This is a genomic window from Pedobacter sp. 01N310 (assembly GCF_056399805.1).
The window spans coordinates 955,836-976,353 of record NZ_JBFTSB010000001.1; the positions used below are offsets into that span (position 1 = coordinate 955,836).

General features: G+C 38.0%; 21 protein-coding genes and 1 riboswitch. Of the genes, 4 read left to right on the forward strand and 17 right to left on the reverse strand.

Going from position 1 to position 20,518, the window contains the following annotated elements; genetic code table 11:
* Positions 1-338 precede the first annotated feature (338 nt).
* From AC1DNH_RS03570 to AC1DNH_RS03600, 7 genes are all read right to left on the reverse strand, one after another.
* Complete coding sequence (locus AC1DNH_RS03570; protein WP_477610525.1) at positions 339-1,073, reverse strand: hypothetical protein; 735 nt, start codon at positions 1,071-1,073, stop codon at positions 339-341.
* A 38-nt stretch (positions 1,074-1,111) separates the two neighbouring features.
* Positions 1,112-1,795 (reverse strand): pseudouridine synthase, encoded by a 684-nt coding sequence (locus AC1DNH_RS03575; RefSeq protein WP_477583416.1) that lies wholly within the window; start codon positions 1,793-1,795, stop codon positions 1,112-1,114.
* A 41-nt stretch (positions 1,796-1,836) separates the two neighbouring features.
* Positions 1,837-2,739, reverse strand: a complete 903-nt coding sequence (locus AC1DNH_RS03580) for a histone deacetylase family protein (RefSeq protein ID WP_477583418.1) — start codon at positions 2,737-2,739, stop codon at positions 1,837-1,839.
* The gene (locus AC1DNH_RS03585) at positions 2,739-3,599 is read right to left on the reverse strand and encodes a bestrophin family protein (RefSeq protein WP_215128713.1); all 861 of its coding nucleotides are present in this window, start codon (positions 3,597-3,599) and stop codon (positions 2,739-2,741) included. The genes AC1DNH_RS03580 and AC1DNH_RS03585 overlap by 1 nt, the downstream gene beginning before the upstream one ends.
* A gap of 28 nt (positions 3,600-3,627) precedes the next feature.
* Positions 3,628-4,917 (reverse strand): kynureninase, encoded by a 1,290-nt coding sequence (kynU, locus tag AC1DNH_RS03590; RefSeq protein ID WP_477625174.1) that lies wholly within the window; start codon positions 4,915-4,917, stop codon positions 3,628-3,630.
* Between the two features lie 65 nt (positions 4,918-4,982).
* Positions 4,983-5,588: a DNA-3-methyladenine glycosylase gene (locus AC1DNH_RS03595; RefSeq protein ID WP_477583422.1), complete on the reverse strand. Its 606-nt coding sequence runs from the start codon at positions 5,586-5,588 to the stop codon at positions 4,983-4,985.
* 13 nt (positions 5,589-5,601) lie between these two features.
* Entirely contained in the window at positions 5,602-6,081 is a 480-nt protein-coding gene (locus AC1DNH_RS03600) for a GAF domain-containing protein (RefSeq protein WP_477583424.1), read from the reverse strand.
* 131 nt (positions 6,082-6,212) lie between these two features.
* Between AC1DNH_RS03600 and AC1DNH_RS03605 the strand changes: the two genes are divergently transcribed.
* Positions 6,213-6,902, forward strand: a complete 690-nt coding sequence (locus AC1DNH_RS03605; RefSeq protein ID WP_477583426.1) for a DUF3291 domain-containing protein — start codon at positions 6,213-6,215, stop codon at positions 6,900-6,902.
* A gap of 17 nt (positions 6,903-6,919) precedes the next feature.
* Positions 6,920-7,171 (forward strand): hypothetical protein, encoded by a 252-nt coding sequence (locus AC1DNH_RS03610; protein ID WP_477583427.1) that lies wholly within the window; start codon positions 6,920-6,922, stop codon positions 7,169-7,171.
* Positions 7,172-7,620: 449 nt separating this feature from the next.
* Here AC1DNH_RS03610 and AC1DNH_RS03615 read toward each other — a convergent pair whose 3' ends face one another.
* From AC1DNH_RS03615 to AC1DNH_RS03645, 7 genes are all read right to left on the reverse strand, one after another.
* Positions 7,621-7,956: a Dabb family protein gene (locus AC1DNH_RS03615; RefSeq protein ID WP_477583429.1), complete on the reverse strand. Its 336-nt coding sequence runs from the start codon at positions 7,954-7,956 to the stop codon at positions 7,621-7,623.
* A 92-nt stretch (positions 7,957-8,048) separates the two neighbouring features.
* The gene (locus AC1DNH_RS03620) at positions 8,049-8,543 is read right to left on the reverse strand and encodes a YMGG-like glycine zipper-containing protein (protein ID WP_440821821.1); all 495 of its coding nucleotides are present in this window, start codon (positions 8,541-8,543) and stop codon (positions 8,049-8,051) included.
* 131 nt (positions 8,544-8,674) lie between these two features.
* A complete protein-coding gene (locus tag AC1DNH_RS03625) occupies positions 8,675-9,400 on the reverse strand; it encodes a Dph6-related ATP pyrophosphatase (protein ID WP_477608523.1) in 726 nt (241 codons plus the stop codon).
* A complete protein-coding gene (locus tag AC1DNH_RS03630; RefSeq protein WP_477582835.1) occupies positions 9,390-10,076 on the reverse strand; it encodes an SIR2 family NAD-dependent protein deacylase in 687 nt (228 codons plus the stop codon). The genes AC1DNH_RS03625 and AC1DNH_RS03630 overlap by 11 nt, the downstream gene beginning before the upstream one ends.
* Positions 10,077-10,102: 26 nt before the next feature.
* On the reverse strand, positions 10,103-11,044 hold the full coding sequence (locus tag AC1DNH_RS03635) for an ABC transporter substrate-binding protein (RefSeq protein WP_477582833.1): 942 nt from the start codon (positions 11,042-11,044) through the stop codon (positions 10,103-10,105).
* Positions 11,045-11,169: 125 nt separating this feature from the next.
* On the reverse strand, positions 11,170-11,757 hold the full coding sequence (locus AC1DNH_RS03640) for a DUF6580 family putative transport protein (protein WP_477582831.1): 588 nt from the start codon (positions 11,755-11,757) through the stop codon (positions 11,170-11,172).
* Between the two features lie 39 nt (positions 11,758-11,796).
* A complete protein-coding gene (locus AC1DNH_RS03645; RefSeq protein ID WP_477608524.1) occupies positions 11,797-13,665 on the reverse strand; it encodes a TonB-dependent receptor plug domain-containing protein in 1,869 nt (622 codons plus the stop codon).
* 97 nt (positions 13,666-13,762) lie between these two features.
* Positions 13,763-13,957: riboswitch (cobalamin riboswitch) on the reverse strand.
* An 84-nt stretch (positions 13,958-14,041) separates the two neighbouring features.
* Between AC1DNH_RS03645 and AC1DNH_RS03650 the strand changes: the two genes are divergently transcribed.
* Both AC1DNH_RS03650 and AC1DNH_RS03655 read left to right on the forward strand, forming a co-directional pair.
* A complete protein-coding gene (locus AC1DNH_RS03650; RefSeq protein WP_477582829.1) occupies positions 14,042-15,289 on the forward strand; it encodes a serine hydrolase in 1,248 nt (415 codons plus the stop codon).
* Between the two features lie 107 nt (positions 15,290-15,396).
* Positions 15,397-16,800, forward strand: coding sequence for a sigma-54-dependent transcriptional regulator (locus AC1DNH_RS03655; protein ID WP_477608527.1), 1,404 nt, complete (start codon positions 15,397-15,399; stop codon positions 16,798-16,800).
* Between the two features lie 78 nt (positions 16,801-16,878).
* On the opposite strand, the gene AC1DNH_RS03660 is transcribed toward AC1DNH_RS03655, so the two are convergent.
* The 3 genes from AC1DNH_RS03660 to AC1DNH_RS03670 form a co-directional block, all read right to left on the reverse strand.
* Positions 16,879-18,669, reverse strand: a complete 1,791-nt coding sequence (locus tag AC1DNH_RS03660; protein ID WP_477585005.1) for a chloride channel protein — start codon at positions 18,667-18,669, stop codon at positions 16,879-16,881.
* 75 nt (positions 18,670-18,744) lie between these two features.
* Positions 18,745-19,467 (reverse strand): RluA family pseudouridine synthase, encoded by a 723-nt coding sequence (locus AC1DNH_RS03665; protein WP_029274339.1) that lies wholly within the window; start codon positions 19,465-19,467, stop codon positions 18,745-18,747.
* A 356-nt stretch (positions 19,468-19,823) separates the two neighbouring features.
* The gene (locus AC1DNH_RS03670; protein ID WP_055913791.1) at positions 19,824-20,513 is read right to left on the reverse strand and encodes a response regulator transcription factor; all 690 of its coding nucleotides are present in this window, start codon (positions 20,511-20,513) and stop codon (positions 19,824-19,826) included.
* Positions 20,514-20,518 lie beyond the last annotated feature (5 nt).

Consider the following 20,518-nt stretch of genomic DNA (forward strand, 5'->3'; position numbering starts at 1 on the left):
TCCAGCCGATGCTGATTCAGTGGCGACTTTTTCGGTAAACAATCGGCATCTACTGCTATCGGGTTTATAATGAAAGGTTTGTGCAGGTAAAATCCGATGTTGATAGAAGGATCTACAACCAGGAAACGAAAAATTAACGGAGTCTATTTTATTACCTATGCGCTTTCAGAATAAAACAAAGGCTTTGAGTGTGGGGTAATTGTCAATCTGAGCGAAGCGAAGAATCTTAGTTAGTGGTCTTCGACAGGCTCAGAATGATAAATCTTTTTGAATTGGGGGATTAATACGTAGTTAAATATTTATGATGTCTCCTGCCAGTTGAAGGACCTTTACTCATTTTATTTACCCCCTACATTAACCACAACACCAATAGTGAAGATAGAATTGCCTGCAGACATGTATTTACGGTTCTTTAAGCCAATATTACTGCTGGTGGTATATTGTAGTTGAAAAGTTTTGCTGAGCGCCATACGCGTAAAGAAAACCGGTTCAAAGAAAATATTATCTTCTTTCGGCTGAACAATACCGTTTAAAAAGAACCTATCCATCTTAATATGGCTAATCCTTAATGCTGTACCATAGTTAATTGGGAAATCTGTTCCAAATAACCGAAGGTTGTTTTTCTTTTTCGAACTGTAATTAACCTGTAAAAATGTTTTCCGGTAATCTACTTCCTGCAATTCGCTGCTGATGAGGATGTCGTTTTTATAATCGCGGAAGGTAATATCACTCCAGCCCTTCCCTACGCCTGCATAAATTTCAATAATCCGGTTGTTATCCGGACCAAAAGTATCAAAGTATCCTCCCCCAATTTCGATAAGTTTATGCCCGAAATCTTTGCTTTTTCGTTCACTATTCATCCTCGAACCACTAAAAAGTACACCAATGTGATCAGAAACCGCATAAGCACCATTAACACTGGCATTGCCTTTTAAAGAGATGTGCGCGCCGCCGCTAAATTCGCCCTGTTTACTTAACATGGGGGTATTTGGTACGTTTGGCATATAAACAGAAGAACAACTGGCTGCGAAAAGCGCTAAAACTGGAAGTGTAAAACGTAAGTATTTAATCATAGATGTTATATAAACAGATTTTGATGGCAAAAATTGTGCTAATGTTCCATTTTCATGAAATCCATCACTCTTTTAAACTCATCGTGTAAACCGGCTTTTAAATGGATTTTTTCTTTTGTAACGGGATGAGTGAATGCTAGCTCCGAGGCATGGAGCAACATGGTTGTCATATCCCATTGCGCTTTAAAGAATTTGTTTTGTTTGTTGCAGCCATGTGTCCTATCGCCAATAATTGGATGTAGGATATGGCTAAAGTGTCTTCTCAATTGATGCATCCTCCCGGTTTTGGGTGTGGCCTCTACCAATGAATACCGTGAGGTTGGATGTTTACCGAAAGCTACGGCTACCTCCGCCCTTTGAAGTGTTCTAAACGAAGTGAAAGCATCCTGCATCGTTCCGTTTTCTTTGGCTAATGGATAATCAATGTCCATTGTATCAGGTGTAAAACCACGCAAGATAGCCAGGTATTTTTTATCGGTTTCTGCATTCATAAATTGTTGATGCATAGCGATTTCAGATACTTTGTCGAAAGCAAATAATAAGATTCCGCTTGTCTTCCTGTCTAGCCTATGTACCGGACTAACATGTTTGCCTACCTGGTCTCTGAGTAACTGAAGTGCGAACTCCGTGGCATCTCTTGCAATGGAAGATTGATGAACCAATAACCCATGGGGTTTGTTAATTGCAATTAGATTTTCGTCCTGATAAATAATCTCCAACATATGGCCGCGAAGATAAGGATATTCTGGTTTTGTGGATGAGCTTATCCAAATAAATCAAAAGCCAGGCGGTAGGTGTTGCAGTGCGCATCTACAATATCTCTGATATCGATCGAGTAGCCACCGCCCATACTCACCTGCACAGCCAGATTTTTATCTTTACAGGCCTGCAGCACCATTCTGTCGCGTTCTTTACATGCGGCCTTGCTTAATGCCAATTTGCCCAGCTTATCGGTAGAAAGCACATCAACCCCCGATAGATAAAATACAAAATCAGGTTTGGTCCTTTCGAATGCCTTTTTCAAATTTACCTTTAAAGATGATAGATATTCTTCATCCTGTACACCATCATTTAAAGGAACATCCAGACTTGACATTTCTTTTCTGAAAGGAAAATTTTTATCGCCATGCATCGAAAAAGTGAACACCCTTGGCTCCTTTTGAAAGATTTCTGCCGTGCCATTTCCCTGATGTACATCTAAATCGATAATTAAGATCCGCTTAGCTAAATTTTTATTTAACAAGTAATTAGCTGCAACAGCCTGATCATTCAACAAACAAAAACCTTCGCCCCAATTGCTGCCTGCATGATGGGTGCCACCTGCTACATTAAAGGCAATTCCGTTACTCATTGCAAAATGGGCTGCATCGATTGTACCTTGAGCAATTCGCAGCTCGCGTTCTAATAGCTGCGCGTTTAATGGGAAACCTATTCTTCTTTGGTCTTTCGCTGAAAGTGTTAAATCTCTAAGCTGTTCCCAATATGTTTTTTCGTGAGTCAGGAGTATAATATCTTCCGAAACTGGTTCTGGGCTAAATAAATTCTGCTGTGCTATAGTCCCTTCATGTAAAAGTTGTTCGGGTATCAATTCATATTTCAGCATCGGAAAACGGTGCCCTTCTGGTAAGGGGTGTGCGTAGAGTGGATGCCAGGCAATCTTAATCATTAGCCTAAAATTTCCTCCACGTGTTTTTCGATGTTCGTGCAGATCTGATCCACAGGAAGATCGTTCGCATCTTCTCCAAATGGGTTTTCTATTTCTTCAGCTATTAACTCCAAACTCGCTAATACATAGAGAATAAAGGGAACAATGGGTACCACAAAATAACCTAAACTAAATACCCATCCAATAGGTAAAGTAATTACGTAAATAAAGATGAATTTCTTGATAAAAGCACTGTAAGAATATGGGATCGGTGTGTTTTTAATGCGTTCGCAAGCACCACAGATATCGGTAAATTGATTAAAATCGCCAGAAAGCACAATAAATTGTTCCTGCGAAATAGCGCCTTTTTCGAGTAGTTCGTATAACCTGTTAATTAAGCTGCCTGCAATCTGGTTTGGTACGTGCTTACCTTCTTCAACCTCTATCAAAAGACTGTTTTTGCCAAAATACATCCTTTCGCGTAAATGTTCTTTTAAAGCAAAAGCATATTTAGGAATGCCGTATTCGAAAAAACGGACATCTTCTTCTGTTAATTTAAGCGCTTTTATTTTCAAGGCCAGGTTGCGGCTCACATTCGTTAACGATCCCAATAACTTTCTTCCTTCCCACCACCTGTCGTATGCTGTATTTGTTCTGAAAACCAGTAGCATTGATAATACAAAGCCCAATAAGCTATGCATCATGCCTATATTGGTCACATAGCTGCTTTTAGAAAGTTGAAAAAAATTGAGTTCGGCAAATGCAACCAGGCCCGAAAAAACAGCTACCGCAAGCATTAATGGCCACAGTTTTCTAAAAGTATCACTTTTATGGATATGAAAAATGAAGGTACTCCAGTCTTTAGGGTTGTAATTGATCATTTTCTTGCTTTTTTATTTGATGAACCTTTTATCGTAAAACCTCTTTACTTACTTTTAAAAGTGCTTGTCCGGCCAAATAAACATCTTCGAAAGAGTTATAAAGAGGGACTGCGCTTAAGCGGATTACATCAGGTTCGCGCCAATCGCCAAGTACGTGGTTTGCCATTAAGCCATCAAAAATCTGTTTACCATTTTGCTGTGCGATGATGGATAACTGGGCGCCTCTATCTTTAGTTACTTTAGGTGTGATGATTTTATATTGCATTATGCCTAATTCCTTATTCACTTCATTTATAATAAATTCAAGATATGCAGTTAAAGTAACACTTTTATTTCTTAATGGTTCAATAAAGCCTGCTTGTTCGAAAATCTGAAGTGAAGCATGATATAAAGCCATTGGCATTACCTGTGTGCAACTTACCTGCCAGCCGTCTGCCCCGGCTTCTGGAATAAAGCCTTTTTCCATTTTAAAACGCTTACTTTCCTGATAACCCCACCATCCTGCAAAGCGGTTTAATTCGGTGTTGCTGAAATGTTTTTCGTGAACAAAGATTCCGCTTATTCCCCCCGGACCTGAATTTTGATATTTATATGAGCACCAACAGGCAAAATCAATATCCCAATCGTGAAGTTTTACAGGAACATTACCTGCGGCATGCGCCAGATCCCAGCCTACAATTGCGCCGATTTCATGCCCTGCCTTTGTAATGGTTTCCATATCGTACCATTGTCCTGTGTAATAGTTTATTCCACCAAATAAAACCAAAGCGATCTCATCTGCATTTTCTTTGATTTTAGCCAAGATATCTTCGGTATGAAGTATTTCTTCGCCTTCATTGGGGAAAACCTCTATAATCGCTTCTTTTGGGTCGAAACCATGAAATCTTACCTGGCTTTCTATTGCGTATTGGTCGGATGGGAATGCGCCACCCTCCATGATGATCTTAAATCGTTTACCTTTAGGCTGATAGAAACTAACCATTAATAAATGGAGGTTTACAGTTAGGGTATTCATCGGGCATACCTCTGATGGTAGTGCGCCAACAATCGGGGCCATTAACTTTTTGAGTGCCTTGTGATAGAACATCCAGGGTTCATTTCCATCGAACCAGCCCTCTACTGCATAGTTAGCCCAGTTGTTAAGCTGATTTTTTAAAACCTCACTGGCTACTTTAGGTTGAAGTCCTAATGAGTTGCCGCACAGGTAAATAAAATATTTTCCGTTATGGTTTGGAAATAAAAACTGAGACCTGAAATCGCGTAGCTGGTCGGTTTCGTCTTGTGTTTGTGCGAATAATAAGTTGTTTTCAAAATTCATTGCCTCAATAATACAAAAAAAGCAGGTATTGTTTCCAAACCTGCTTTTCAATTTATGTTATTTTATCAAACCTTGTTTGGTTTGCTCACATATTTATTGCCTTTTACAAAGAACCGCCACGGTAATAAAGCATGCTCTTTTGCGTATGCAATGCCCACGCGAGGTGTGGCAGCAATATCTTCATCTAGGTAGCGGATAGCATGATCCTCGATCCAGATTTCATCTCCGGTTAGATTTTTGGCGTTAAAAGCTTTATCTATTCCCAGTGCTTTTGCGGCAGAGCCTGGGCCAGCCGAAATAGCGCCCTTTGTATGCGGCATATTTCTACGTTGCTCAATAATGTCGATGCCAACCAAAGGTTCTATACCCCTGATCAAAACAGCATGCGGGTCGTTTTCTTTCGAACTTACAATATTGAAGAGGTTGTGCATGCCATAACAAAGATATACATAAGCAATGCCTCCATTGCTATACATCGTTTCTGTTCGGTTGGTTCTGCGGCCGCCGTAAGCATGCGAAGCTTTATCCTTTACACCAAAATAAGCTTCGGTTTCGACGATGATGCCTGCGGTGATTTCGTTGTCAATTTTGGTATAGAGTATTTTGCCTAACAGATCTTTAGCCAGACTAACCACGTCTTCATTTAGATAATATTCTTCTTTTAGTTTCAATATTTTACTTTAACTATCTATTTAATATAATTGATATAACTTGCTCTAAATAAGCCTTATCTGTTTCATCGAATTTATTTAATACTTCGCTGTCTACATCTAAAACGCCTATCACTTCACCATTAACAATTAATGGTAAAACAATTTCTGATTTAGAAGCAGATGCACAGGCAATGTGACCAGGAAACTCTTCAACATCTGGAACAATAATGGTTTCTGCCTGTTGCCAAGAGGCTCCACATACCCCTTTTCCTTTTTTAATCCGTGTACAGGCTACCGGCCCTTGAAATGGGCCCAATACCAGTTCACCTTGCTTTACCAGATAGAAACCTACCCAAAACCAGTTAAACTGTTCTTTAAGTGCTGCTGCAACGTTTGCAAGGTTTGCAATAAAATCGGTTTCGCCGTAAAGTAAAGCGTCTATCTGAGGGATGATCGATTGATATTGCTCTTCCTTTGATGTATTTCTGGTGATGGTTAAGTCTTCTGCCATTTTTTTTATTTCTATAATCAAAGTTAATTATGATTTGTGAGATGTAAGGCAATAGTGAATTTTAATGACGAAAATTTGAATGACAATCTATTCTTAAAATCCTTAGTTTTGGCATCATTAACCGTGAGTTTATGATTGTAGCCTTAACCATTACCAAATTCCCTGGCCTTACCGTTCCTTTTGCATTTGTAGGGATGGCTGTTTTACGGTTGCCATTGTGGTTAAATAAGAGATGCAGGTTCTGGAAGTTAATGGGGAGCGGAAAAGATGCTCAGGTAGATTTAGCTCCTGATTATAAACATTGGGCCGTGCTTACCACCTGGGATAACCGGAGGGATTGTGATGATTTTTATCGTCGTTCTTTTGTGCTAAAATGGTTTGGTTTCTTTGGGATTGAAAGTTTTACTATCTTATTAAACCCTTTATCTACTCATGGCTTATGGTCAGCAGTAGAGCCATTTAAATCCGATAAAATAAGTAATACCCATACGGGTAAGATTGCTGTAATTACAAGGGCGGCAATTAAATTTAATAAGTTAAAAGAGTTTAGGCGGAATATTAAAAGAGCAGCTGATGCCATGCGCACTGCTCCGGGTTTTATCTTGTCGGCAGGTATTGGCGAAAATCCATTTTTCGATCAGGCTACCTTTTCAATCTGGGCCGATGCTGATAGCATGAAAAACTATGCTTACAGATCTTTTGATCATTCTGACGTGATTAAGCTTACCAGGGAGCGCGAATGGTATAAGGAAGAGTTGTTTGCCCGGTTCTCGATTGTAGATAGCTGGGGCACGCTTAATGGCGTATCTGTTGAATTATAAATTAAAATATAAAATAAATGAGAGTAGTAGCAGAACTTCCGCATCCGGAATGTAAGATCACGATTTTTTCGATGAATCAAAAATACATTGTAAAGTTTGAGCAGGGTACCTTTGAGCAAAGTTATAAACTCGCTGAACTTGATCTGAGTGGAGGTGGTGTTAACGATGTGTTTGAAATTATTGATGAGGAATTTATTCAGGCAGTAATAGCGCGATTTAAGCTAATGCGTTCTGATTTTACGGCTGCATATAATAGGCATCAATATTAATGACTTAACTTATGTAAGTTGCTGATTACTAGTTCATTTAATCGTTTATCGAAATTATATTTTGATTTTAAAGCCATTATTCGCTATCAGCAACATGCTGAATATCAGTTTTTATTTAAGTGATTTAAGATAACTCATTGATATACTTATTTTTAAATTTACCAACAAAATATAATTCCGAGTCCTTATTTCGCCAAATAAATGGGAGGTTTTGGGTAAATCGTCATTTCGACAGTAGTGCAGTCCCGAATTTTCGAGAGAGAAATCTTTGAACTTAGYTGAAAGGTTCTTGGCTGCGTTTAGGGTGACAAATAAAAAATGCGCTTAGCTGAATTTAGATTCATCTAAGCGCATTTATGTTAGGGTGGAAAAGATCCTGAAACAAGTTCAGGATGACGACAGAAAGAAATCTTCCATGTTATAATCTATGTTTCCCTAGCTAAAACTTATTAAGCAATCACTGTATCGTGTACCACTACCCTGTACCAGTTATTAGAGAATTTTTCTACAGCATCTAAATGCACTTTATCTTCCTGGTAAGCATTATGGTCTGCAATGTTTGCAAAGGTAATGGTTAGCGAATAAGTAAAAGAGTTATCGGTAACAGGGCGTACAGGTGTACCTGCTGCTAAGCCATAACTTAACGTTTTAATGTATTTTATAGGTTTTAAACTTTCAAAGAAGTTAGCGAAATCTGTGATCTCGGTTTTGGTTAGTTGAGGTTTTAACCAGAACATTACGAAGTGTTGGATCTGTCCTTTATCTGCGGTTTGGGTTTCTATCATGGTTCTTTTTTTGCTAATATATAAATCATTTTTTTTGACACAAAAAAAGTCCCGATTTACATCGGGACTTTTTTATCTTTAAAAACCTTTTTTTAGTTTTTAGGCTGCACACGGCCAGATTTTCTGTCTTCACCTCTACCGATTAAGTAACCGCCACCAGCTCCAACTAATCCACCAATAATGGCACCTCTGCCTTTTTTCTTATCGATTAAAGCACCACCAACCGCTCCGGCTGCACCACCAATAACAGCACCTTTAGCTGCATCGCTCCAGCCTTTTTTCTTAGCTGTTGGTTGTGTACCTCCGTAAGCACTGCTAGAACCACCACCTGAGCTTGCATAAGATCTAGATGAGCTTGCTCTTCTTGCAGCAGCTAATTCTGCCTGGTGTTTAGCTTCTTTTTCCTGTTCTACTTTGGCCACTTCGGCTTTTTTAAAGCTATCTAACCTTAAACTATCTTTAACTGCTTTAATTGCCAATTGTTTTTCGGCCTGTTGTTGTTTTAATGCTGCTTCTTCTTTTGCCTTATTATTACAAGCAAATAAAACTGAAGAACTTAATGCGATTACTACCAATATCTTTTTCATAACTCTTAATTTTTTAATATGACGCTTGTTTAGTTACCTAACCTCACTAAACAGGTTTCAATGGGATGTGTGATTTAGTTAATTACCCATACTAAAGAAAAAATGATGCCAAAATGTTTTGAAAAGAAAAATTATTCCAATAAATCTATATACCAGAAACCAGAAAGTGCTGTTGTTGAACAAGGAGAATCCTCATTAGCAGTTGTTTTACTTGGTGCGTTATAAGTCCTGAATACCTTCTCTCCGATGGTGAAAGTGATTTTGTTCTTGAAAATTGGTCCTTCAAAAGCAAAGGTATGAAACTCTCCGTTTTCGCCACATGGATCAATATCTGCAGGAAATTGCTTGATTAAATCAAGGCTGATTACTTTTCCACAAAAATTTTCGAGATTTTGCTGTGTGCAAACAATGATGGTTTTATAGTTCAGGTTTAGGAATTCTTCAATTAAATGTTTTGTATCTTTTTTCCAAAGCGGAAAAATAGCCTTAAGCCCAATTTCTGCTAATTTATTTTCACGATAATTACGTAAGTCCGCTAAAAAGATATCACCAAAAATAGAATGGGTAATACCCTCCTCCTTAAATTTAGAAAGATGATGCTTCATGGTACTGTCGTAGGTTTCCATATCTGGCATTTCGCCCAAACGGATCTGATACAGTGGAATACCAATGCTTTCGGCCTGTTTAATCAGTAAAGCTTCTCTAACGCCATGCATCGAAACACGGTTATATTTTTCGGTAACTGTTGTAATCAGGTAACGGATTTCGATAGTAGGATCTTGTAAGACATAGTGTAAGGCCAATGTACTGTCTTTACCACCGCTCCAATTAAAAATGCAAAGCTTTTTATCTGGCATTGACTAATATTTCTTTTAATTCTGTAATGCCTTCTACAGCGTTTTTCTCAATGTTGATCACGTTTTTATAACGTTTTACATCGGGTGTTCTTGGATCGATAATGTATTTGTCGACAAAGGAAGGCACAAAATCGATTAAACCTGCCGCCGGATAAACGGCCAATGAAGTTCCGATCAGTACAAACAAGTCTGCCTGTTTGCAAAGTTTAGCGGCTACCTCTATCATGGGTACAGCTTCACCAAACCAGACTACATGCGGCCGAAGTTGAGAACCCAACTCGCAAAGCTCGCCCATTTTGATTTCTGAACCAACGATTGGATAAGTTAAATCAGCTTTTCTATCTGATTGAGACTTGGTAATAACGCCATGAAGATGGGTAACTTTGGTAGAACCTGCTCTTTCATGTAAATCATCAATGTTTTGGGTAATAATTTCAACGTCGAAGTCTTTTTCCAGCTCAGCAAGCACCTGGTGAGCCAAATTGGGTTTTGCGGCTAAAACCTGTCTTCTCCTTTCATTATAAAATTCTTGTACCAATTCGGGGTTTCTCTCCCAGGCCTCGGGGGTAGCTACATCATAAACATTATAGCCCTCCCATAATCCATCAGAATCCCTAAATGTTTTTAACCCACTTTCGGCACTGATCCCTGCTCCTGTTAAAACAACTAATTTCATAAATTATGATTACACAGATTAAATGATTACACTGATTTTAGTGATTTCACAGACCGGCTGTGGCTGATGAATTTTTTGGCTATGTTTTCGTCTGCCTTAAATATCTCCGGGTGGAACATGCAGGCTAAAGCTTCTATACCTTCAACCAGCGTACCTACGCTAGGTTGGGTGAACATATCAAAATCAGCAATATAAACCTGATTGTTTTTTACTGCCTCAAGATCGATCCAGCCTGATTTTGACGTTAACAGCTCCATTTCTTCCATGCTTCGTTTCATATCAAAGCCACATGGTGCGATAATCAAAACCTCTGGGTTATATTTCAGGATTTTATCCCACTGGGTTACAATAGAGTCGCCACCAGGATTGGACAACATATCAACGCCACCGGCTGCTGCAATCTGAAAAGGAATCCAGTGTCCGCAATTGTATATCGGTTCGATCCATTCCATTAGCATAATCCTTTTTAACGGTGCACGGTTTGCCCTAAGCTGATCTAAAATATGATCCGTTTTCTTTTGCAGGCCTGCCAGATAGTTTAACGCTACCTCTTCCTTTCCTAAAGCCCTGGCAATGGTAATGGCGCAATCGAAAACATCCTGTAAGTTATTTGGCGATAAAGGTACCAGCGTTGGCTGTTTGCTAAGCTTCATTACGGCTGTTTCGGTACAAACAGTATCGATGTTGCACACCTCGCATATATCTTGTGTGAAAACCACATCGGGTGCGATGCTTTCCAACAGTGCATCATCTACCCAATACAAACTTTTGCCTTGCGCTTTTGATGCCGAAAAGATCCGGTCTATTTCGATACTCGAATAGTTTTTGCCTTCTAATATGCAACGTACAACTTTTGGTTGATCTGCAGCCTCTTTAGGGCATTCGAATGTTACGCCATGCAGGTATTCTTGCAGGCCCATATCGTAAATCATTTTAGTGGCAGCAGGTAAAAAGGAAACAACTTTCATTAGGATGTAAAAGGTAAAATGGAATTGATATTCTAAGTTAAAAAAAATCCTCTTTTGAATCGAATCAAAAGAGGATTTCTATCTTGTTTTTACTTTATTGGTGTTATGCCAAACAATGGATCTTTCTACAGCTCTTGTGTTTGCAGTTTTAATACTGGGTATTTTGCTTTTAAGATTTCAAAAGCGCCAAAAAGCAAAGCACCATAGATTATTGTTCCTTCTAAGAATCTGATCTCGAATGGAATGGCTTTAATTAAGCAATCTATAAAACCATTTAAGTTTTGCGTATACAATGGGTTTTTATACCATGAACCGATATCACTTACAATCCAATGGATGAATACAATTACGATTGTAGATAGGAATAAGCTGGCAATATTTACCTTCTTTAATAAGAAACGACCCGCTAAAACCATTAATGCAATTGCAAGGTATGTCCAAAGTTCTTGAACTAAAAACAAATCTACATACTGTTTATAGATGGTTGTATAAAGTACTAAATCGCTTAAAAACAAACTCAATAGCGGAAAAGCGAATGCTTTAAGATGATCTTTAAAATATGCTCCTCCAAATAAGGCTACTGCTCCTATTGATGAAAAATTAGCAAACTTTAATTCATCTGAGTTGAATGTTACCAGCAAACGTAAAGCCGTTATTGCCAATATCATTAACAACAAAATTAAAGTGCGTGGATTAAATTTTAAATGAGACATGCTATTTCTGGTTAATATTTAAACAAAGTTAAATTTTTATTAGCGGATATTAAAACTTACACCTGTATTAAAGTTGAAGCCCAAACTATTGTAACCAATAATTTCGCTGTATTTTTCGTTCAGAATATTTTTTGCATCAAAAAATATCTTTACACGTTTCTTTGCCAATGCATATTCGGCATAAGCATTTAACAATTTATAAGCAGGTAGATTGTCGACTGTATACGTGTTAAAATTACCATCGGTACGTTTGCCGAAATAACGGTAATTTGCACTCACATATAAATTGCTTGTTGCCTGTGCACCTGCAGTAATGCCAAATGTATGTTTTGGTCTGCGGAAAAGATAGTTAGCAACGGCATTATCAACAAAGTTGAACTCATTGCCTTCTACATAAGCGTAATAGCCATTAATGTTAAACACACTGAATTTAACTGCTGGTTCAACTTCGAAACCTTTGGTTTTCTGACTTACCTGGTTAATGTATCCGTTAGGGTAAGCATAAATAATGGCGTCAGTTAAATCGCGTTTGTAACCTGCTAAACGTAAGCTAAATTTGTCGCCAGCAAAGCTAAAATTAACGCCAGCTTCGTAATTCTTCGATTTTTCCGGCTTTAAATCCAAATTAGCACCAAACTGACCAAAAAGCATGTTTAAGGTAGGAACTTTAAATGCTGTTGAAACCGTTCCAAATAATTTTATCTCTTTAATGACATTGATGCTTGGGGTAATTGAGTAGGTATAGTTTTCGCCATATTGTTCGTGTTTATTGTAACGTCCGCCTACTTCAAGGTTAAACACACTTAAATCGTGTAAGAATAATGATCCGTAAGCGGCAAAAATGTTGGTTTCCGGTTTATTTGTTGCTGATGATAATTTCATCACACGGTTATCGATACCCACCAATAAATCGAGTTTGTTACCCAATTTTTGGTTGTAGAATAAATCCAATAGTGATACCCTTCCTTCGTTAATGCTTGGGTACTGGCTATGCGCATCGTTTCTGGTACTTTCGAAACTATAGTTTAACGTTACTTTACCAGTTGCAAATTCGTATTTGGCATTGGTACCTGCAGCAAAGTTTTTCAGGATAGAATAATTGTTTGCATCGGTAAAAGCGCCACCATCAAACTTGTAATTGCCATAATAGTAGCGTACAAATGGATTTACAGAGAAATGCTTATCCAGTTTGATTCCGAAATTCGCATTTAAGGCATCAGTTTTAAAGCCGTCTTTATCAAATACAGCTGTACTTCCCACTGGTGTTGCTGCTTCTGAAATTCCATCGGTTTTGGCGTGGGTATAGTTAATATTATACGAAAAACCTTCAACACCACCGTTTAAACCAATGGTTCCTTTGTAAGTTTCGTAACTGCCTGCACTGGCCACACCATAAATGGTATTGCCTTTTGGGCCACCTTTTTTAGTGATGATATTGATTACTCCTGCAACGGCATCAGAACCATAAATGGTAGACTGACCGCCTCTTAAAATTTCGATATGATCGATCTGATCGATAGAAATCAATCTTAAATCGAATGCACCTCCGTTTCCTGATGGATCGTTTTGCACAATACCATCGATTAAAACCACGGCATAAGCACTTCCTGCACCTCTAAAAAATACCGATTTGTTTAATCCCGGATTGCTGCTTGAACCTGCTACAATAATCCCTGCCTGCTCGCTAATAAGTTCTGGCAATGATTTTCCGTTACTGCGCTCCAATACTTCACGACTGATGATCGTAACCACTTTACCTGTCTGTGATTGTTTCTGGTCATTTTTTGTTGCAGAAATTACAACATCTTTGAGCTGCAAACTGTCTTGTGTTTGAGCATTAGCCACCTGGCTAATCATTAACTGTGCTAGCCCTAAACTGGCTACAGTTAGCATTCTTTTTTTGTTCATTTGATTGTGGTTTTGCCCACAGCCAACAGATAGAAAAGGAAATGAAAATACGAAAAACGTTAAGTATCTCAATCCTAGCTTCAATCCCCGAAAGCTATGAAATTAAATGCTGAAGGCAGGTCTTCTGACTTACTCCCGGGTTTCCGGCCTTCCCATCCCGACAAGTCGGAACAGTGGCAGATTGATTGGAAATCCGTTATAGAGCTTACAGCTGCGGGACAGTTACAGATTTACACTGTATTCCCTTTTAATTCCGGGTGTAATGCCGGAAACCAAAAGCGCTGCAAAAGTAACAAAATTAAGCAACATGTAAAATGCATGATGGAAAATGGTGGTTTTAATAGAAAAAGCTAAATTAGGAATCAAATTTTTACCCATGAGAAGAATATTAATTGTTACATTTTCATTAATAAGCCTATCTGTTATGGCGCAAAAAACCGATACTGTTTTTTTGAAGAAACTGATGGAGTCTAAGCCTGAGCTTTTTTCCGCTGTACTTCATCATCCTGATCAAAACCAGATCCAGATTCTCTATACCCAGATTAACCGTGGTGCGAAGAATAAACCCACTTTTAAAACCTTTAGCTACAATTTAGACCCACACCATTATTTTTATCCTGCCAGTACGGTTAAACTAGCCGCTGTAATTTTTGCCTTGGAAAAAGTAAACCGCTTAAAAAATACAGGCTTAACGGCTAAGAGTACCATGATTACCGATAGCGCCTATAAAGGACAAACGAAGGTTTTAACAGATACAAGTGCTAAAAATGGACTTCCATCAATAGAGCATTACGTTAAAAAGATTTTGCTTACCAGTGATAATGATGCTTTTAACCGTTTATTCGAGTTTATTGGTCGTGCCGAAATTAATGAAAAACTGAAAGCTAACGGATTATACGATAGCCGCATTTTAAATCGCCTGGCCATTGGCGATGCAGGAGAATCAGCTAAACATACCAATCCCATCAAATTTTACAATGGCGAACAATTGGTGTATGATCAGGCTGCCCGGTACGATTCAAAAGAATATGAATTAAAATTAAGCAATTTGGTAATGGGTACCGGATACATGGATAGTACCAACAAGCTGGTAAACAAACCTTTCAGTTTAGCGGGGAAAAACGCTTTCGCCATTAACGATCAACAGAAACTGATGCAGAAATTGATTTTTCCTGATGCTTTTCCGCTTAAAGAACGGTTTAACCTTACTAAAGAAGATTATAAGCTCATTTATACTTATATGAGTAAATATCCAACCGAAAGTAATTTTCCTAAATACGATCCGAAAGAATTTTGGACTACCTATGCAAAAATGTTATACTATGGACGGGAACAGGTAACTCCTGATCCAAATATCCGCATCTTCAATAAATATGGCGATAGCTATGGCTACATCATTGATAACTCATATTTCGTTGATTTTAAAAATGGAATTGAATATTTCCTAACCGCTGTTGTTCATAGTAATGAGGATGGCATATTTAACGATAATAAATACGAATACGAAACAGTTTGTTTTCCTTTTATGAAAAATCTGGGCAGAACCATTTACGAATTGGAACTAAAAAGAGCTAAAAAACAAAAGCCCGATTTAAATAAGTTTAAGATGGATTACACTTATTAAAAACCTTTCTCATCTTTTAAGGTTTATTGCGTATTAATTGTATAAAAAACTATACATTAATTAAAAAATAATATATTCGCATTTCAAAATTAAAGGATACATCTCTAATGGCTAAACTATTAATAATTGATGATGAGCGTGCGATAAGGAGTACCTTACGCGAAATTCTGGAGTACGAAAATTACGATGTTGAAGATATCGATAACGGTATTGATGGCCTCGAAATGATCAAAAAAGGAAATTTCGACCTGGTACTTTGCGATATCAAGATGAATAAGATGGATGGTATGGAAGTGCTGGAACAGGCACAGATCATCAAACCCGATTTGCCATTCATTATGATATCTGGTCATGGAACAGTTGAAACTGCCATTGAAGCCAGTAAAAAAGGAGCTTTTGATTTTATTTCGAAACCACCTGACTTAAACAGGTTATTAATTACGGTTCGTAATGGTTTAGACCGTGGAAATTTAGTTACCGAAACCAAGGTTTTAAAACGTAAAGCAAGTAAAACCCGAGAGATTTTAGGCGAATCGGAAAGTATTTCTAAAATTAAAGAAACCATAGAACGTGTGGCTCCGACCGAGGCCCGTGTATTAATTACGGGTGCAAATGGTAGTGGTAAAGAATTGGTAGCCCGTTGGTTACATGAAAAATCGAACCGTGCCGATAGCCCTCTAATTGAGGTGAACTGCGCCGCTATTCCATCAGAACTGATTGAAAGTGAATTGTTTGGCCACGAGAAAGGTTCATTTACCTCTGCTGTTAAACAACGTATTGGTAAATTTGAACTGGCTAATGGTGGTACGCTATTTTTGGATGAGATTGGCGATATGAGCCTTTCTGCCCAGGCAAAAGTTTTACGTGCCTTACAAGAGCATAAAATTTCGCGTGTAGGTGGCGAAAAGGAAATTGAAGTAAATGTTCGTGTTTTAGCGGCAACCAATAAAGATTTAATGAAAGAAATCGAAGATGGTAACTTCCGTATGGATTTATACCACCGGTTAAATGTAATCAATATCCATGTTCCACATTTAACGGAGCGTACAGATGATATTCCGGTTATTGCACAAAACTTTTTAGAGAATATATGCAGTGATTATGGGATGCCGGTTAAGAAAATAAATGATACTGGTATGGCTGCTTTAAAGGCCTTACCGTGGACAGGTAACGTGCGTGAGCTACATAACATGATTGAGCGTTTAATTATTTTGAGCGATAAGGTAATTACCGAAAATGATGTACGTGCATTCGCTAATCCAGGCGGTGGTACAAACATTGGTGCTGCAACCAGTGCACAGATTGCAGGTGCTGGCGGTTCAAGCCTTGCTTTTTCTTTCGATTCGTTCAATAATTTTCAGGATTATAAAGATCATGCAGAGCGCGAATTTATCAAATTCAAATTGGAAAAAAACAACTGGAACGTATCAAAAACGGCGGATGAGATTGATATCCAAAGAAGTCATTTGTACAGCAAAATTGAAAAGTTTGGCTTAAAAAGAGCTGAGTAAGATCATAATAAGAAGTCAAGTTTTAAAAACTTGACTTCTTTCGTTTAATGATATTTCTCCTCTATTTATGAGCCACAACTACCCCATATAATCATTCTGCCTCATCAGCAATGCCCTGTATTTATTAAAGATTGCTGTTTTAGAAACGAAACCTAAATATTGGTTCTGCGCAGTTAATACGGGTAAAATCCATACATTATCTTGCTCCATCTTCTCTAATACCATTTTCAGATCATCATTTTCGGTGACGGCGTTCGGTGCAGGTTGTACCAAATAAGAAGCTAGCAAATTTTCCTTATCAGGGTGATTAATCATTTCGTTAAATAGCTCTTCTATGTAAATGATGCCCTTAAAATCGCCCAGTTCATCTGTAACAGCACATATATTTTTACGCGATTGCATGATCTCATTCATCTTAATCGAAATCTGATCATTCATGTTTAATCGAGGATAGGTTTTCTCGATCAAATACTTTAGTTTCATCTGATTTAAAACAGTCGTATCCTTATCATCATGCGATAACAGTTCTCCTTTATCCGCTAATGCTTTTGTATAAATAGAATGTTTTTGAGCGCTGCGGTTAATGGCATAAGAAATGGCAGTGGTAATCATTAGTGGTACCATTAAGATATATCCACCCGTAATTTCGGCAATCAGGAAGATGCCAGTTAAGGGAGCATGCATAATCGAGCCCAAAGCAGCTGCCATACCTGCAACAATAAAGTTCGAAACATTTAATTGCGCCAAACCAGATAGATTTACCACATAGGCAAAGATAAACCCGATTAAACCGCCCATAATTAAACTGGGCGCAAACGTTCCGCCGTTACCACCAGCGCCCAAGGTAACCAAAGTCGCTATCGACTTCATGAAAATAGTTACTACTGTAAACAACACCACTAAAGCCGGAATGGTATTGTAATCGGAGAAAATACTATTATTGATCACTGTTTGGTAATCGCCTTTTAACAGTCCCTTTATTGTGATATAACCTTCGCCGTAAAGTGTTGGGAATAGAAAAACCAAAACTCCAAGCATTAAACCACCCACAATAACTTTGGTATAAGGATGTTTTATTTTATAGAATAAGCCTTTTACGGCATAATTGGCTTTTGTAAAATAAATGGAGAATAAGCCTATAAAACAAGCCAGTATCACATAATAAAACAATGCATTCACCTTCCATCCTTCTGTAACCAAAAAGAAAAGTTGCTGTGTATAGAATAATCTTGCTACTACTGCAGCTGTTGCAGCCGATAATAAAAGTGGGATAAACGCAGGGATGGTAAACTCTGGTAATAAAATTTCGATAGCAAATACAATCCCAGCTACTGGGCTATTAAATGCTCCTGCAATACCTGCTGCTGCGCCACAGGCCACTAGCATGGTAATTTCGCGATAAGATAAGCCAAGTAAACGGCCAAGGTTTGAGCCTATTGCCGATCCACTGGTAACAATTGGCGCTTCCAAACCTGTTGAACCACCAAAACCTACCGTAACGGCTGCGGTAATAATCTGCGAATAAATATTGTGTGCTTCTACCTTGCTCGATTTTTTCGAAATGGCATAAAGCAATGGGGTTAAACCCGTTTCGAATTTAGTTTTACGGATAAAATACTTGATGTACAAAACCGTTAAGAAAATACCGATCATCGGAAACACAAAATACAGGTAGTATTTATATTTCCAGTGCCAATCTGATTGAAGAAATTCTTCGATGTGATGCGTTAGGCTCTTTAGAGCGGCGGCGGCTAATCCTGCTAAAACCCCAACAATTACAGCGAGGATAATTAAGAAATTACGGTTTGATATTTTAGATTTTCGGTACTGATTAACCTGATCAAGGTAATTTACAAATCTGATATACATCCTATTGTTTTTTAATAGAGGGCGAATGCCCAAAAGTAACAAAAACAACAAGAGAAGCCAATTTAAAGGCTTCCTTTATGCATCAAATTTATCCAATAACTTAATTAAGGTTGCGAAATCTTTTGGGTATGGTGCATCGATCACAATATCTTTGTCATCTAATCCTTTAAAAACCAGGTGCCTGGCATGTAATGCGAAACGTTTCATAATGGGTTGCTCCTCTTCGCCTTTGGTTAATTTATAACCTCTCTTAATTGACGAAAGAAAAACAGGTTTCCCTTTGTACATATCATCGCCAACAATGGCTGCCCTTTGTGTTGCTAAGTGAATACGGATCTGGTGCATACGACCAGTTATTGGCTTGCATTCAACCAGTGTATAATGTTTGTAGTATTTTAACGAATCGAAAATGGTTTCTGCTCTTTTACCTTCTGCCCTATCAATGGTTACATTTTTATTGCCATCGTTCAAAATCGGAAGATCAACGGTTAACTGATCGAAAATGACATGCCCATCTACTACCGCATGATAGGTTTTATTCACCTTTCTTCTTTCGAACTGCATAGAAGCATGACGGTAACCTTCAGGATTTTTGGCGATAATTAAAGCGCCAGAAGTTTCTTTATCCAAACGGTGACAAACCTGTGCATCATCGCTATACTGTTTGGCCAGGCGTAACACATTGGTTTCTCCAGATCCACCACGTTCATCGAGCGAGGCTAAAAATGGAGGTTTATTGATAACAATAAAATCGTTGTCTTCGAAAAGAATAAGGTCTTTAAAATTTGGAAACTTCAAACTGTGCTGTAATTAATGAAGCGCAAAAATACGATTTTATTTTTATTGGTTAAGATATTAACCGCAGATAAAAAAGGATAAATACAGATATGGAGGAAGTAAGATTGGCGATAGTTTGACGGTTTTGCGCAGAGTTTCGTCTTCCTGGCGCATTTTGTCATTCTGAACGCAGTGAAGAATCTCCAAGACATAGAATGTGTTGTAAAATAAAAGCATCGAAAAAAAAGCAGAGGTATTTTAGCGGCAGAGCTAAAATGTAAGAGATTCTTCGTACCTCAGAATGACAGCATAAAAAAACACAGATTAATCATCAGAAAAAATCTGTGCTAATCTGTGTCTATCTATGGTAAAGCTATTTAAGAAAGCTCAAACTTATAACCTACCCCTTTTACGGTTGATACATAAGTTTCGCCTAATTTTTCCCTTAGTTTGCGGATGTGAACATCAATGGTTCTATTGGTTACTACTACCGAATCCTCCCAGATATTTTTAAGGATCGATTCGCGGGTATAAACTTTTCCTGGTTTTGATGCCAACAAGTATAAAAGTTCAAATTCTTTTTTTGCCAATACCACTTTATTACCGCCTTGAAAAACCAAATAGGCTTCACGATCGATTACTAAATCGCCAATTTCCAATTTGTTTTCAGATATTTCTTCTGTTCCTGTATTTCGTCTTAAAATTGCATTAATTCGGCTAACTAAAGCACGTGGTTTAATTGGTTTTGCGATATAATCATCAGCACCCACATTAAAACCTGCTATTTCTGAATACTCTTCACTTCTGGCGGTTAAGAAAACCATAAATGTATTCTTGAATTCGGGTATTGCACGCATTAAACGGCAAGCCTCAATTCCATCCATTTTAGGCATCATAATATCCAGAATAATCAAATCCGGATGCACCTTTTTCGCAACAGTAATTCCTTCTTGGCCATTGGTAGCTGTGAAAACCTGATAACCCTCTTTTTTAAGGTTATATTCAATAAGCTCCAGAATATCTGGTTCATCATCAACAATTAATATTTTCTGACCTGCGTTGTTCATAGTTA

What these genes read in the sequence shown, in the direction of transcription:
- AC1DNH_RS03570 (WP_477610525.1), bottom strand. Translation starts at nt 1,073, where the DNA reads ATGATTAAATACTTACGTTTTACACTTCCAGTTTTAGCGCTTTTCGCA.
- AC1DNH_RS03575 (WP_477583416.1), bottom strand. Translation starts at nt 1,795, where the DNA reads ATGTTGGAGATTATTTATCAGGACGAAAATCTAATTGCAATTAACAAA.
- AC1DNH_RS03580 (WP_477583418.1), bottom strand. Translation starts at nt 2,739, where the DNA reads ATGATTAAGATTGCCTGGCATCCACTCTACGCACACCCCTTACCAGAA.
- AC1DNH_RS03585 (WP_215128713.1), bottom strand. Translation starts at nt 3,599, where the DNA reads ATGATCAATTACAACCCTAAAGACTGGAGTACCTTCATTTTTCATATC.
- kynU (WP_477625174.1), bottom strand. Translation starts at nt 4,917, where the DNA reads ATGAATTTTGAAAACAACTTATTATTCGCACAAACACAAGACGAAACC.
- AC1DNH_RS03600 (WP_477583424.1), bottom strand. Translation starts at nt 6,081, where the DNA reads ATGGCAGAAGACTTAACCATCACCAGAAATACATCAAAGGAAGAGCAA.
- AC1DNH_RS03605 (WP_477583426.1), top strand. Translation starts at nt 6,213, where the DNA reads ATGATTGTAGCCTTAACCATTACCAAATTCCCTGGCCTTACCGTTCCT.
- AC1DNH_RS03610 (WP_477583427.1), top strand. Translation starts at nt 6,920, where the DNA reads ATGAGAGTAGTAGCAGAACTTCCGCATCCGGAATGTAAGATCACGATT.
- AC1DNH_RS03615 (WP_477583429.1), bottom strand. Translation starts at nt 7,956, where the DNA reads ATGATAGAAACCCAAACCGCAGATAAAGGACAGATCCAACACTTCGTA.
- AC1DNH_RS03620 (WP_440821821.1), bottom strand. Translation starts at nt 8,543, where the DNA reads ATGAAAAAGATATTGGTAGTAATCGCATTAAGTTCTTCAGTTTTATTT.
- AC1DNH_RS03625 (WP_477608523.1), bottom strand. Translation starts at nt 9,400, where the DNA reads ATGCCAGATAAAAAGCTTTGCATTTTTAATTGGAGCGGTGGTAAAGAC.
- AC1DNH_RS03630 (WP_477582835.1), bottom strand. Translation starts at nt 10,076, where the DNA reads ATGAAATTAGTTGTTTTAACAGGAGCAGGGATCAGTGCCGAAAGTGGG.
- AC1DNH_RS03635 (WP_477582833.1), bottom strand. Translation starts at nt 11,044, where the DNA reads ATGAAAGTTGTTTCCTTTTTACCTGCTGCCACTAAAATGATTTACGAT.
- AC1DNH_RS03640 (WP_477582831.1), bottom strand. Translation starts at nt 11,757, where the DNA reads ATGTCTCATTTAAAATTTAATCCACGCACTTTAATTTTGTTGTTAATG.
- AC1DNH_RS03645 (WP_477608524.1), bottom strand. Translation starts at nt 13,665, where the DNA reads ATGAACAAAAAAAGAATGCTAACTGTAGCCAGTTTAGGGCTAGCACAG.
- AC1DNH_RS03650 (WP_477582829.1), top strand. Translation starts at nt 14,042, where the DNA reads ATGAGAAGAATATTAATTGTTACATTTTCATTAATAAGCCTATCTGTT.
- AC1DNH_RS03655 (WP_477608527.1), top strand. Translation starts at nt 15,397, where the DNA reads ATGGCTAAACTATTAATAATTGATGATGAGCGTGCGATAAGGAGTACC.
- AC1DNH_RS03660 (WP_477585005.1), bottom strand. Translation starts at nt 18,669, where the DNA reads ATGTATATCAGATTTGTAAATTACCTTGATCAGGTTAATCAGTACCGA.
- AC1DNH_RS03670 (WP_055913791.1), bottom strand. Translation starts at nt 20,513, where the DNA reads ATGAACAACGCAGGTCAGAAAATATTAATTGTTGATGATGAACCAGAT.